Below are 14,503 nucleotides of genomic sequence, written 5' to 3' on the forward strand. Positions count from 1 at the left end.
TTATAAAATGCGACATGGATTATCTTGTGCAAAATCGAGACTATTATGCAATAGGCGCTTCTTATTCAAAGAACTTATAACCAAACATTGAAAAAATAGTTGCACAAAAATCCATAATTTACAATTCAATTAGAAACTTTTCCCTAAATCTAGCGTCTAATACTATGACTTTTTGAGGGGTTATACATTACTAGAGAGTAGAAGGAGCCAAAGACAACACATGAATATGAAGAAGAAATTATCCATTTTTACCGCTTTAGCCGTTTTTCAAGCATTTGCAGTCGGTTCTGTGAGTGCGCAATCAGCACCGCAAGGTGACACCGCGTCAGTAAACACAGCCAATGTAGAATCAGTTGAGGTGTTACAGCAAGAGCAGCCGATTGCAGAGCGTGAAGTGAAGACGGAGAGCAATAACAAATCTATCAATACTCCGCCCACTGAAGCCAAGGACACTCAAACCTCAACCGGCACTGAGGCAACACCCAAAACAGATAGCGAGAAACCTGCATTGGATGGGGGAGAGACCCCTGCAAACGAAACGGGTACAAAACCTGTAGTTCAAGAGGAAACCCCTGAGAAGGTTGAAACGCCAGCTACGCCTGCTCAGATAGAGCAACCATCCGTTGATGGGACATCTCCTGCAGTAGCAGGTGGAAATCTGACGTTGTACATGAATAGCAACAAAATGGAGCAGGATGGAAAAACGTATCTTGCTGGACAGCCAATGGCTGTAAAAAACGGTGTATCCTATGTTGCAATCCGTGCGCTGGTTGACCGTGTGGGATATGGCGTCAAATATGATAACAAAACCAAGGAAACCATCATTATTAGTGGTGAAGATGAACTCCGATTCAAAACTAACAGCAAGGACTATACGGTAAATGGAGAGACCAGAACGATGAAAGGCCCTGCTTATCAGCAAAAAAGTACATTCATGGTGCCGTTAACTTCCATTACTCAAGCTCTGAACATCACCTATAAAGTGAATCAGTCGGCTAAAACGGTTGTGTTGAATCTTAATACAAAACCTGTTGCAAGCTTTACCATTTCCCAAAAGGAAATTTTTGCGGGTGATCAAGTGGACTACGTGACTTCTTCCAGTTCACCTAATGGAATGGATATCGTTGACGAACGCTGGACTGGTCGCCAGGATTCATTTGATCAAGCAGGTACATATACGATTTCATATCAAGTACAGGATTCCAATGGTCAATGGAGCGATCCCTATTCAACTACGATTGAAGTTTTGGCTCCTAATCTTCCTCCTGTAGCCATGTTCGCCACGGATAAAGAAGAGTATAAAATGGGCGAAAAAATAACATACACAGACCAAAGTACAGATGATGAAAATAATATTGTTAAAGCGGCGTGGGAGAACAATTCACTTGCGTTCTTTGAACCGGGTCCAAAAACCGTGACTCTTACGGTAACTGACAATCACGGTGCTACGAACACGTACTCCAAAGTCATCACCATAACCAATGAGACCTTATATTCATTTACCGATTTTAATTTACTCTTCACGCCGGTAGGACAGAAATTCACCTTTAACGGCGGCGAAGTGACTACGATGGAGAAAGTGCCTTATACGTACATGGATGAGCCAAGTTTGCTGATCCGCAGTAACAGTCCGGAAACTGTGAATACGGAAGGCATTGTATATAAAGAATCATCTTCGGGGCAGACCCGTTTCATGATTCACCACGTGAACAATACAGGCAAAAGAGTAAAAATGTATGTGATTGCAACCAATAACAATCCGAATCCAGCCGTATTTGAACAACAGAATATGGGCTTTGCCGGACCTACACCGTATGCTACCGTAGCTGGGAAATTGTCTATTGATAAATGGTTCAAGTCGATTCAGACTGGAGCGGATCAAAAGAAAGAGTACCTTCAACCTGGGGAAAGCAAACTGATTTTGACAGAACTTAATAAAACGCCGATGAAAGAAGGACAAGTAATCTCCCTCTATTCGGACGCTTATAGTGATTATTCCTTAGACTATAACGTTATCCTGGTGGAAGAAAATAAAGATCCTTTCGAGGCTTTGTCATTGCTACCTGTGCTGGATCGTGACGGAGTACACAACCGGGGTACGTACCCGAATGCGACTCGCATTATAAAGTACGATGAGCACGTGGGAATCAAACCTGCCCGTCTGCCACTTGGTGACAATTCAAGCGATCCCAATCTGGTAGGAACAGATCCGATGGCTTACACAGACGCATCCAATGCGGGTAATTTCGGCGTATTGTACAAAATCACGCTGACCAATGTTGCTCCGCGTACACTTATCTCCTTTAACCCTCGTGGAGGGAAGTACTCCGGAGTAGCTCTGGTGAACAATCAGTTGGTATCGATTGCCGATGGTAACGTTGCGGTTGCCAATTCAAGTGAACAAAGCGTGCTTTACCGCACCGGTTCAACTGGAGAGAGCGTAACCATTCTATTCTCTGCCGCGCCGGGAAGCAACCTGCCGGTCAATCTGCTCTTTACACCACTCCCATCGGAGAAGTAAAGGTATATAAAGTTTTATATCTAAATCAAAGGCAACCGAACAGGAATGATTCGGTTGCCTTTTTTTGCGTTGGAAGAAATCAGACTATAGTTGGGAATGAATCATCTTTGTTTAGGAGAGGTTATTTTCCAATAACATTCCCACTTGTTTTCCCATAACTTGAGGTGAATAGGGCATGTCATTAATAAACCACCATTCTACAATTCCTACATAAGCTGGTGAGATAAATTGAATAAGAAGCTCTTCATCTATTCCTTGTTTTTTTCCCTCGGACATATCCCAACCATTCTTAATATCGTCTGTGACAAAATCGAGGAACCTGCTACGGAAAAAAGGAGCTCCTTTACTAGTTAACATTGCTGAAAAGAATGAATAATGTTGTTCAAAATATAAAAACCATGTTGCACTACCCTCTAATGTATCCGTTTCAGCTTCCAATTCACACAATCTCTTTAATTCCTCAATATGCTCTTCAATAAGCTTATCCAGTAGATCGTACTTATCCAAGTAATGCAGATAGATCGTTCTACGATTAACATTAGCTTGATCAGCAATATCCTGAATCGTAATGTCATCAAAACTTTTTTCAGACATGAGTTCTATCACTGCTTTTTTGATAGCTTCTTGAGATTTCAAACTTCTTCTGTCCACTTTAAGCATGTACATCCACCTAACTTTCTTGAAAAGTAATTCACAATTTGAGTCGCGTTGTGTATTAATGCACGAATCCTGATGTTTTGTGGTTGTTGATACATTTTATTTATATATAATAATACACAAATGAGTATTAAGCCCTCAATGTGAATTTGAATTAAAATAGATGATTACAGCCAAAAGGAGGAGAGTTTGGTTTCAATCATTTGAATATCATCTTGGGCGGAGTACAGCATGAGAAAGAGAATATGGAGCAACGGTGGGGGTAATAATCATGTTTAAACGAAATAATTTATTTATATTTATATTAACTTTGGGTGTCTTCGGAATCTTAAATACTGAAATGGGCGTTATTGGGATATTGCCTCAAATTGCTGAACAGTTCAATGTTAGCGTGTCTCAAGCAGGATTGCTAGTAAGTCTGTTTGCACTTGCAGTTGCGATATCGGGTCCCATTCTGCCTTTAGTGTTTTCGCGTTTTAATCGCAGAGGGGTAATGCTACTTGTACTCGGTGTGTTCGTGATTAGTAATATTTTCTCTATATTTGCAACAAACTTTACATTCGCAATAATTGCTCGTGTTATCCCGGCATTTTTACATCCCGTCTATATCTCGATCGCTCTGACAGCAGCAGCTAGTTCGGTTAGTGAGAAAGAGATCCCTAGAGCAGTGTCAAAAGTCATTATGGGCGTGTCTGCTGGCATTGTGCTAGGTGTACCCATCACAACTTTTATTGCCAGTATCGCTTCAATTGATGCTGCTATGACTTTTTTTGCTATCGTGAATGCAGTAGCATTCATTGGTGTATTGCTATTTGTTCCATCCATGCCTGTCAGAGAAAGGCTTTCATACGGATCTCAACTACGTGTATTGAAGAAAGCAATAACTTGGCAATCTATTGTTGCCGTTATATTTGTAAATGCAGCAACGGCTGGAGTGTATAGTTACTTCGCCGAATATCTTGCGACCATTACTCATATTTCTGGGAAAGGCCTCAGTCTAATGTTAGTTATATTTGGTGCAGCCAGTTTGTTTGGTAACGTATTAGGAGGAAGATTGCTTTCCAAAAATGCAATTAAGTCCGTAATGATCTATCCATTTGTATTTGGAGTAGTCTACATCTTCCTGTTCTTTATGGGCCAATTCACTGTCCCTATGTTCATTATTGTTGTTATATGGGGAGTGCTGTATGCAATCGCAAGCAATATTAGTCAGTATTGGATTACGTCAGCAGCTCCGGAAGCCCCTGAATTCGCGAATGGATTATTTCTAACATCTGGTAACCTGGGCGTAACCATTGGAACAACTGTCGGAGGGTTGTTTATATCAGGAATGGGGGTTCGGTACATTGTAGTAGGTGGACTGTTATTTTTGATATTGAGCCTGGCGTTTATCCTATTAAGAATTTATATGTATACTCCTAAAAAACAAATCTCTCATTGAGAATTTAACCTTTTGTTATCTTGGGGACACGTTAATAACGTGTCCTTGTTTTATTGAAGAATAACCACACTAAAGGTAAAGCGCACTTTTATTATGAACCATAGATATCCTTTATAAATTGAATAAAGTGAGCGGTAGCTGAGCTAAATATCCTATTCTTTTTCCAAGCGAGTACATGATTTGTTATTCGTTCAGGTTCAAAGGGAACAAAACATGTGCTATTACTTTCCCGGATTGTATATGATCCGCTTACACATATGGCATACCCCAGTTTCCGTTCTACCAACTGCATCGCATTAGTCAATAAATTATGGGAAGCAAAAATAGTAAGACGATCATTCTCCACACCAAGCCAACTTGCAATCTCATTCTGCACAATTGTCCGACGGGGTGGAATTAAGGGTAATGAAAGTATTTCTTGAATCCCAATGGTTGATTTCTGAGCAAGAGGATCATCTCGTCTCATCAGAATGCCCCACTTGTCCGGATAGGGTAATCGAACATAGTCATATTTTGCAGTTTCAATGGGTTCCAATAATATGCCAATATCGATATTTCCTCGATCAAGCTTTTCTCTAATGTCATCTCCATCTGCACTATACAGTTCATATTGTACTCTAGGATGCCGGTTAGAGAATTTCTCTACAATTTCTGCCAACGCTTTGGATACAATGGACTCCACACATCCAATAGAAACTACTCCACCAATTAAATCCTTTTGTTCTGCCAGATCTCTTTCTGTCTTGTCTAAGAGGGAAATGATTTCTTTTACCCGTTGCTGATACAAGAGACCGCTATCTGTTAGTGTAATCTGTCTTTTTCCTCGTATCAACAAACGCGTACCCAGTTCTTCTTCAAGATCCATAAGCTGCCTGCTTAGTGTTGGTTGCGTAATATGAAGGATTTCTGCTGCTTTTGTTATATTGCCTACTTTAGCCACAGTTAAAAAGTATTTTAAAACCCGAATATCCACAACTTATCATCCTTTCATAATACATCGGATAAATCATTCACAGATGATTATACGATACATATTAGGCATGATACAAAATACACCATAGGTATTAGTAATTATACAGATAGGAATTTACAATGAATGGAGAACGTGACTTGAGAGTTATGTAGTGAATAATAGAATATGAGGTTGAAACTATGAATAAATTGAAAATGCCATTTTCGACCCCGTTGTTATTTACGGATAAAGATTTGATGAGAATATTTATCCCGTTAATTATTGAACAAATTTTAGCATCTTTGATCGGATTGTCAGATTCAATCATGGCAGCTTCTATAGGAGAGTCAGCCGTATCTGCAGTTTCTTTAGTCGAAATGATTATGTTACTGTTAATAAGTTTATTCGCAGCTTTAGCTACGGGTGGCACAGTGATTGTAGGGCAATATCTCGGAAAAAAACAGGAAAATCAGGCCAGAGAAGCCTCGAATCAATTAGTTTGGTTTGCTGGAGCAGCAGGGCTTGTTATTATGATTTTTATTTATCTCTTTAAAAGCTTTATTTTAGATATTCTCTTTGGCAATATCACCGACGAGGTATATAACTATGCCAACACTTATTTATTGATCGTCGGAGCTTCTATTCCTTTTTTAGCTCTCTATAACGCTGGAGCTGCCATATTCAGAACGATGGGCAACTCCAAATTGCCTATGAAAATTATGCTGGCTATGAACATTCTGAATATAGCGGGCAATGTCTTGTTCATATATGGGTTCAATATGGGGATTGCAGGGATTGCTATTCCTACTTTAATTTCCAGGATAGGTGCTGCAGTATGCGTTCTAATTCATCTAACAAATCCTAAGCAAATTCTTCATCAGAATAAAACCGTAAAGCATAAGTTTAATTCAATGATGATTAAACAGATCATGCGAATTGGTGTACCTTATGGAATAGAAAATGGAATATTCTATTTTGGACGATTGTTGATACTAAGTTTGGTATCTACATTTGGAACAGCTGCTATAGCTGCAAATTCGGTTGGCAGTACGATTACTTCATTGCAAGCTTTACCTGGAATGGCCATTGGTTTAGGTATGTCCATAGTCATTTCCAGATGTGTAGGTGCTGGAGATTTTACACAGGCTAGATACTATACGAAAAAGATACTTGGTATCATTTTTGTGGCACAGATTGTGAGTTCCGTGGTGAGTTTAGCCTTGTTCCCAAGTATACTGAGCATTTATAATTTTTCAGCAGAAGCAACGCAGTGGACTACTGAGATTGTGTGGAGCCATGCGATTGTCATGATATTGATTTGGCCTTTCGGCAATGCACTTCCATCGGTATTTCGGGCTGCTGGAGATGCAAAATACCCCATGCTAGTGAGTATGATTACTATGTTTTGCTGTAGAATTATGTTCGCTTATATCTTGGTATACCTATTTGAAATGGGGATGTTTGCAACATGGATAGCTATCTATTGTGATTGGTTGATAAAAGGAGGGCTGTTCATTTGGAGGTATCTTAATGGGAAATGGACTACATTCCAAGCTACCGAGCTAAATGGCAGGAAAGCTGAATAATTAATCGAATTGCTTGAAGGGATGGCTTTAAGCATCGAAGTTCACAGAAGCGCTCCAAGCTGCGGCGCAACGAATTTAAGAAGCTACGGGCGTTTCCCGGTATTCAACCGAGGAACGCCCGTTTAGTCTTTTCTGGAATCGGTTCTGGTTATAGAACATAGTATATTCGCTCACTTGCTGCTCAACCTCCACTTGGCCGGGATTAGCTGTTGGAACGAGCCAGGCACACTTCCTTAAAATCTTATAAGAAATTCTTGATATTTCAGAAATTTATCCGATAGGTGGGTGCTATTATACAAATACAAACAAAGACGAGGTGATGAAATGCAAGCAAAGTTGGCAGCGGACGCCATTCCCATCTCCAAAAAGCGAAAGACATGGATAAGGACGATACAAAAGCACAAAGTGATGTATGCTCTCTTATTACCAGCCTTAATTTACTTTGCGGTATTCAAATACATTCCTATGGCGGGAATTATGATTGCTTTTAAAAACTACAACCTGGCTTTGGGACTATGGGATAGCCCATGGGTGGGATTCAAAAATTTTACGGATTTTATGAACGGAGTTTATTTCTGGGACATCATGAAAAATACGATTGTTATATCGCTGTATAAGCTATTGTTCGGTTTCTCCGCGCCAATCGTACTTGCTTTACTCCTCAATGAAGTGTATAGCCAATGGTTTAAGAAAATCGTACAGACAATCACTTATTTGCCTCATTTTCTATCATGGGTCATTGTGTATGGAATTATGGTAGCCTTACTTGCCCCGGGCGATGGTCTCTTTAACATGATTTTGAAGGACTTTGGTGTTGAACCCATTTCGTTTCTAACCGAACCTGCCTGGGGCAGAATGCTGATCATCTTATCTGAAGTATGGAAGGATATTGGATGGGGGGCGATTTTGTACCTTGCTGCCTTGGCAGGAATCGATCCAAGCTTGTATGAAGCGGCTCGAATGGATGGTGCATCCAAATGGAGACAGCTCTGGCATATCACGTTACCCGGTATTCGAGGAGTCATTATTCTGATGCTGATTCTTAAATTAAGCCATATCCTGGATGCGGGTTTTGACCAAATATTCATGTTTGCCAACACCTTTAACCAGGAGAAGATCGATATTATTGACACATGGGTATACCGCGAAGGGTTGGAACGTCTTAAGATTGGCTTGGCTACGGCTGTAGGATTGTTTAAAGCTGTCATCGGATTTGCTTTAGTGTTGGCAGCGAATAAGCTCGCCAAAAAATTCGATGGGCAAATCTGGTGAGGTGGTCTTTAGAATGATCCATATGACAATCGGGGAAAAAGTCTGGCAAACCGTCGTTTATGTAGTTCTTATTATATTATCCCTACTGTGCGTGCTGCCCTTTCTATATGTGGTTGCTGTCTCCGTAACACCTGAATCGGAAGTATTAAGAAGAGGGATTGTGATTATACCAGAATCCTTTACCTTTCTGGCCTATAAAGAAGTATTCATTTCTCATGGGATCTGGCAGGCGTATAAAATTACGTTGTTCCGAACGATTGTAGGGACTGCGTTAAACGTGTTTTTTACGGTAATCGCGGCCTACCCGTTATCCAAAAAATATTTGCCCGGAAGAAGTCCATTTTTACTCTTCATTGTGTTTACCATGATGTTCAGTGGGGGATTAATTCCGACTTATTTACTAATCCGCTCTTTGGGATTGTTAAACAGTCCTTGGGTATTGATTATTCCAAATCTCATTAGTGCATTTAATCTGGTGATCATCAAAGGTTTTTTTGAACAATTGCCTGGTGAAATTGAGGAATCAGCGAGGGTAGACGGTGCCAGTGAACTTCAGACGTTATGGCGGATCATTTTACCCCTGTCCTTACCCGTCCTGTCCACCATTTCCTTATTTTACGCAGTCGGGCATTGGAACAGTTATTTTGATGCTATTGTATATATCAATGATTCCAACTACATGCCACTTCAAGTGATTTTGCGCAACATTCTGCTTAACGTTGCAACTCAAAGCGCTGATTCGCTCGCCAATTCCGGGGCTGTCAGTACGTTCGCTGTGCAGATGGCTACAGTAGTTGTAACTACAGTCCCGATATTGATCGTTTATCCATTTTTGCAAAAGCATTTTACCAAAGGTGTACTCCTGGGATCCGTTAAAGGATAAAAGGTGTTCCAACCTAACTTATTACGGGGAAACCGTGATAATATACAAGCAAAGGAGAGGTCAATATGCAGCGTAAAAAGATTTCATTTGCTATTCTATCGGCAATCTTAGGACTTGGAACGCTTTTATCAGGATGTGGGGGGAATGAAGAAGTTACATCGACAACTTCGAGTAATTCGCAAGGCCAGTCTGGCCAGTTTGCAACAAAAATGAAAATCTCAATGTTTAACCAAGGCACTTTTAATGCTGCTGCTCCGGTACCTCCACGTGATGAAGATATTCAACGCCAAATGTTGGAAGAAGAGATGAACATCGACTTGGAGATGATGATTCCTCAGGCTGGGCAAGCAACAACCAAACTGAATACACTCATTGCAGGCGGGGATATTCCAGACTTGATCTTTTTGAAAAGTCGTGCTGATCTTGCGCAATATTACGACCAAGGAGTTCTTGCCGATTTGACACCGTATATGGACCAATTCCCTGAACTACAGAAACGATTTGGCACCGACTCATGGGAGGCAATGTCCTATCAAGGGAAGACCATTGGAGTTCCAGGCTATGATAATGTAAACGGTATCAGTCGAAGCTTCTTCATCCGTAACGATTGGCTCAAAAAGCTGAATATGGAGGTACCAACGACACCTGATGAGTTGTTCGAAGTTATGAAAGCCTTTACAGAGAAAGATCCGGACGGGAATGGCAAAAACGATACGTACGGATTCATCGGTGGTATGAATAAAGAAGGTAATCTGCAAACCTATGGCTTTGATAGCTTGATGTGGATGTTTGGCGTCAATCCTCCTTCAGCCGTTGAGATAAAAGATAATGAACCGGTATTTCTGTTTATCGATCCCAAAATGAAAGAGGCGCTTGCTTACATTAATAAAATGATGACAGCCAAGGTGGTTGACCCGGACTGGGTGACGATGAATTCGCCGGATCTGTTGGACCAAAAGATGTTTAAGGGTAGAGTTGGCTTCATGATCAGAGATGCTCGTAGACTGGAACCGGATTATCAACAGAAAATGAAAGAAATTAGTGGCGAGGTGCCCGAATGGATCGTTATTCCTCCGATGAAAGGTCCTTACGGGGATCAAATTGTAGAGAGAAAATCATTTCAGGGCAATTCATGGGCCATATCCGCAAAAGCGGACGAGGACAAAATCATTCGGATCTTGTCCATGTTAAATTATCTCTTTACGGATGAAGAAGCCTATCCGAACTTTGCATACGGAATTAAAGGCATCCATTGGGATGTTGTAGACGGCAAGATCAAAAATAAAACCTCCGAGTTATCGAAGGAAATGAAAGAGAAGTACCTATGGGTTGATCATTATAGAATGCCGCGCCGTGGTGATGATGCGGAGTACTTCAGTTTCCAGAATCCGAAGACAGCGGAAGCTTTCAAGGACAATCAGCAATATGTGGGGCCAACGTTGCCCGGAAATTTATTGACCCCAGACCCTAGCGATACCTTGGATGCTGACCGCACTCGTTTCATTAATGAAAGCTTGGTTAAATTTATGACGGGCAAAGAGCCTCTTTCCAACTGGGACAATTTCCTCCAGACGCTGGATACCAAGTTTGACATGCAGAAATATAAGGAAACCGCAATCCAGCAATTTAAAGAAGCCGGCCTTATCAAGTAAAAATAAACGAAGAGAGAGTGGCTATTCGTAGCCCCTCTCTTTATTAGCATATGCTATTCTTAGTTTAAAACGGAACTAAAAGGAAGATGATGGATGCGAAGAAGAATCAGCTTGCCTTTAAAATTATTTTTTATCGTGTTTGCCTTTGTATTAGGCTGCATCATCTTGATAAGCCAATTGTCTTATCGCTATGTCCAAAAGGAAATAAGAACCAATGACATTTTTTACACCAATCAAATATTAGACAAGGTTGACCAGTATTTTACCGTTAATTTTTCCTCTTTCCAGACGATTCTCTTCTCAGTTGAAACATCAGTGAAAGCCAACATTAACAATACCGAAGTGATTAAAAAGCAATTAAGGGAGCTGTATGAACTCAACAGTATTTATGTCAGTAATATTTATTTGATCAAAAGTGATTTATCCATTCTGGGTGGAAGTACACCTACTCGAATATTCGATGAACCTTTATCTGAAAGAGCACCTTTATTTGATGCGGCTGACAAAAATAGAAGGACTACCTTTGTTAGTGAACCTTACAAATCGAAGTATTCTGGCTGGACCGTTACGATGGTTCGATATCTGAACGGTGCTCCGTTTCCTATGGCCATTGCGGTTGATTTGGATCTAAATGCCATTGAAGAAACCTTGTTCAAGATTAATAAACAGGAACAAATGAATCTGGCTCTGATCACTGCGTCAGGTAAGATCATTGCCGGATTTTCTGAAAATAAAGGACCTCTGAATATTCAAGATCATTCTTTTTCGATCGGAGAGACGTCAGCGGAAGAAATTCTGGATACGACAGAAACAAACCTTCAACTGTTTACCAACGATGGTATTCCGGTCTCCCTTTTGAAAAAACCAACGGAGAAGTTCAACTGGACCATCATCTCGATCAACGATGAATCACGCTTAAAAGCAGCGTTGTCCAGATTGGAAACCTATTACCTCGAGCTGCTCGCTGCAGGTCTTCTTTTAAGTTTGTTCATTTCTTTTTTTGTTGCCAAATATATAAGAAAACCACTTTATACGCTCAAAACAAAAATGAAGCAGGTGGAACAAGGTATCCTCACAACGACTATAACGATTAATCGAAACGATGAGTTTGGCGATCTTTCACGGGCATTCGATCGTATGCTTCAGCAAATTGTTGAACTGATTCGCCGAGCTGAACTTCATAATGAACTTGAGCGGAAGCTGGAAATCCAAGTGTTACAGTCTCAAATAAACCCACATTTTCTGTATAACACACTTGGTTCAATCAGCAATGTGATACGTCTCGGACAAATAGAGAAAGTAGATGTGGTGATCGGGTCACTAATTTCATTATTGGAGTATGGGATAGACGATGCATCTGAGAAGGTTTCCCTACGCCAGGAATTACGCAATGTAGCGGACTATATCGAGATCCAGAACATTCGGTATAACCGAAACTTCCACTTGATTGAAGATATTGAAGCAGGACTGATGGATTTTCCTGTTTTTCGAATGCTGCTGCAGCCCCTTGTGGAGAATAGCATCTTCCATGGTTATAACGGAGGGGGAATTGAGGGACCTATTACGATTCATGCGTATAGGGAGGACAGCATCGTCATCATCGAAGTTGTTGATCAAGGCGAGGGAATTCCAGCTGATAAAATAAAGCATATTTTAATCTCAGAACCGAGTGAAGAAGAAGTAAAAAGAAAACGAATCGGGCTGAACAATATTCATGGTCGAATAAGACTCCACTACGGAGATCAATTCGGGCTGGATATCATTAGCATACCTAAGGAAATAACCCGTATACGCGCTGTATTCCCGGCAGAATTGCCAAAAGGAGATGCATAATGGGGAGAGACTATACCTGCTTCATTGTTGACGATGAAGACCTGATCATTCAACGATTGGAATTGTTTTTTAATGAACTCTCTCATAGGGATCGACGATTTGTTCTGGTGGGCAAAGCGAATAATGGGCTGAATGGGATCGAGGAGATCATAAAACTTAAACCGGATATCGTTATATCCGATATTGTAATGCCGCGTATGGATGGCATCTCCATGATTGAGGAGCTCAAGGCGGAGCTCCCCCATACCCAGTACATACTTCTGACCGCCTATTCATCCTTCGAATACGCTCAGCGGGCGATTCAAGCCAACGTATTGGAGTACATTGTAAAGGTTCCGCTGAGGGAAGCCGATTTGAATCGAGCGTTGGATAAGGCAGCCGGAATTTTAAATGAGTTTGAGAAAAAAGAAGCGGAATTTCACTCGTTAAATGTATCCGTGCTTGAAAATAAATACAGAGTCCGCAAGCAATTTTTTAACGAATTGATCCGAGGTGAAATTCCTTCTCATCGGGCATCGGATTTTGCCAATCGCATGCAGTTTCATTTCTTTCAAGCCAACTATTGCTGCTTCATCGTTGAGATGAATACGTACGAAAGTTTCCGAAACGAATACGCGGCCGCAGATCAAAACATCTTGAAGTATGCGATAACAAATATCATCGAAGAAACAGTGATGAATGGTAGCAGTGGCGTAGCTGCGGATCTGTCCGATAATCGTTTTATTGGCTTTTTATCTTGGGAAAATAACCGCAGTGATATGGAAACGGAATATGCTTGTTTATCCTTGGGAGGGCAGATCATCTCTCATTTGCATCAATATTTGAATAAAAGGGTATCTGTCGCTTTTGGTGGTCCGCACCGAGGCTGGGAATCGATCAAACAGGCGTACACGGAAGCTAAAAATGTGAGTGAGGATTTCTATTATCATACCGAAAAAGTTGTAAAAACACCGATGCATCGGTTCCAATACCATAATGACAAAAAAGCAGACTTTCAGAAGAAGCTTGCTGATTTTCTTATACGGCTGAAGAGGAAGATTTCCAAGGAAGAGCTGGATAATGCACTTGCCGATCTGTCGCAATTTGCTACGGACCATAAAATCCACAAGTCCATCATGGTGCCAATGATTAGAGACTTGTACAGAGACATTACCGTGAAATTTAAATCGGGGAATAAGATGGCCATGGAAGTTCCAGACTTCCCCATGGAATTTATGGCTTTTCAGGAGCAGCTCGCCTATATTGGCGACTTCACATTCGAATACGTGCATGCGGGCCAACTGTTACATCGTGCAGAAATTATGAGTGCTATGCATTATATAGAGACAAACCTGAAACAACGTTTAACGCTGGAGGCAATTGCGGAGGAAGTGAATCTAGCGCCGTCGTATTTTAGCAGCTTATTCAAAAAAACAATGAACGAAGGCGTGATCAGCTACATTAACCGTAAAAAAATCCATCTCGCCCTCGAGTTGTTAAACGTTCGAGATTATTCTTTATTGGAATTGTGCGAGGAGGTAGGTATCGTCAATGAAGGGTACTTTTGCAAACTTTTTAAAGAATATACGGGGGATACACCTAAGCAATATCGGATAAAAATGACACGGTAGGAATTCAAATAAGGATACAAAAAAATGTATGATTTTTTCGCGAAATCCTGTAAAAAAAAAGGGGTCAAAACCATTACCATGATAGGAGCATCTAAT

At 40.8% G+C, this 14,503-nt stretch carries 10 protein-coding genes; 8 read left to right on the top strand and 2 right to left on the bottom strand.

Annotated features, from left to right (window positions below):
- The first annotated feature begins 220 nt into the window (after nucleotides 1–220).
- On the top strand, nucleotides 221–2,521 hold the full coding sequence (locus tag MHI55_RS16405) for a stalk domain-containing protein (protein WP_101313832.1): 2,301 nt from the start codon (nucleotides 221–223) through the stop codon (nucleotides 2,519–2,521).
- Nucleotides 2,522–2,632: 111 nt separating this feature from the next.
- On the opposite strand, the gene MHI55_RS16410 is transcribed toward MHI55_RS16405, so the two are convergent.
- Nucleotides 2,633–3,181, bottom strand: a complete 549-nt coding sequence (locus MHI55_RS16410; RefSeq protein WP_036615561.1) for a TetR/AcrR family transcriptional regulator — start codon at nucleotides 3,179–3,181, stop codon at nucleotides 2,633–2,635.
- Between the two features lie 268 nt (nucleotides 3,182–3,449).
- On the opposite strand from MHI55_RS16410, the gene MHI55_RS16415 reads away from it, so the two are divergent.
- Complete coding sequence (locus MHI55_RS16415) at nucleotides 3,450–4,619, top strand: MFS transporter (RefSeq protein WP_101313833.1); 1,170 nt, start codon at nucleotides 3,450–3,452, stop codon at nucleotides 4,617–4,619.
- Nucleotides 4,620–4,710: 91 nt separating this feature from the next.
- On the opposite strand, the gene MHI55_RS16420 is transcribed toward MHI55_RS16415, so the two are convergent.
- Nucleotides 4,711–5,592 (bottom strand): LysR family transcriptional regulator, encoded by an 882-nt coding sequence (locus tag MHI55_RS16420; protein WP_101313834.1) that lies wholly within the window; start codon nucleotides 5,590–5,592, stop codon nucleotides 4,711–4,713.
- Between the two features lie 179 nt (nucleotides 5,593–5,771).
- Between MHI55_RS16420 and MHI55_RS16425 the strand changes: the two genes are divergently transcribed.
- The 6 genes from MHI55_RS16425 to MHI55_RS16450 all read left to right on the top strand — a co-directional run bounded on the left by MHI55_RS16425 (nucleotide 5,772) and on the right by MHI55_RS16450 (nucleotide 14,407).
- A complete protein-coding gene (locus tag MHI55_RS16425; RefSeq protein WP_257467832.1) occupies nucleotides 5,772–7,157 on the top strand; it encodes an MATE family efflux transporter in 1,386 nt (461 codons plus the stop codon).
- Between the two features lie 324 nt (nucleotides 7,158–7,481).
- Complete coding sequence (locus tag MHI55_RS16430; RefSeq protein WP_036671347.1) at nucleotides 7,482–8,429, top strand: ABC transporter permease subunit; 948 nt, start codon at nucleotides 7,482–7,484, stop codon at nucleotides 8,427–8,429.
- A 13-nt stretch (nucleotides 8,430–8,442) separates the two neighbouring features.
- On the top strand, nucleotides 8,443–9,312 hold the full coding sequence (locus tag MHI55_RS16435; RefSeq protein ID WP_036615551.1) for a carbohydrate ABC transporter permease: 870 nt from the start codon (nucleotides 8,443–8,445) through the stop codon (nucleotides 9,310–9,312).
- Between the two features lie 65 nt (nucleotides 9,313–9,377).
- Nucleotides 9,378–10,964, top strand: a complete 1,587-nt coding sequence (locus MHI55_RS16440; protein WP_076253143.1) for an extracellular solute-binding protein — start codon at nucleotides 9,378–9,380, stop codon at nucleotides 10,962–10,964.
- Nucleotides 10,965–11,279: 315 nt separating this feature from the next.
- Nucleotides 11,280–12,797: a histidine kinase gene (locus MHI55_RS16445; RefSeq protein WP_257467833.1), complete on the top strand. Its 1,518-nt coding sequence runs from the start codon at nucleotides 11,280–11,282 to the stop codon at nucleotides 12,795–12,797.
- On the top strand, nucleotides 12,797–14,407 hold the full coding sequence (locus MHI55_RS16450) for a response regulator (RefSeq protein ID WP_101313837.1): 1,611 nt from the start codon (nucleotides 12,797–12,799) through the stop codon (nucleotides 14,405–14,407). Before MHI55_RS16445 ends, MHI55_RS16450 begins: the two co-directional genes overlap by 1 nt.
- The last annotated feature ends 96 nt before the right edge of the window (nucleotides 14,408–14,503 follow it).

Source organism: Paenibacillus sp. FSL E2-0151 (genome assembly GCF_037993015.1).
GTDB lineage: Bacteria > Bacillota > Bacilli > Paenibacillales > Paenibacillaceae > Paenibacillus > Paenibacillus amylolyticus.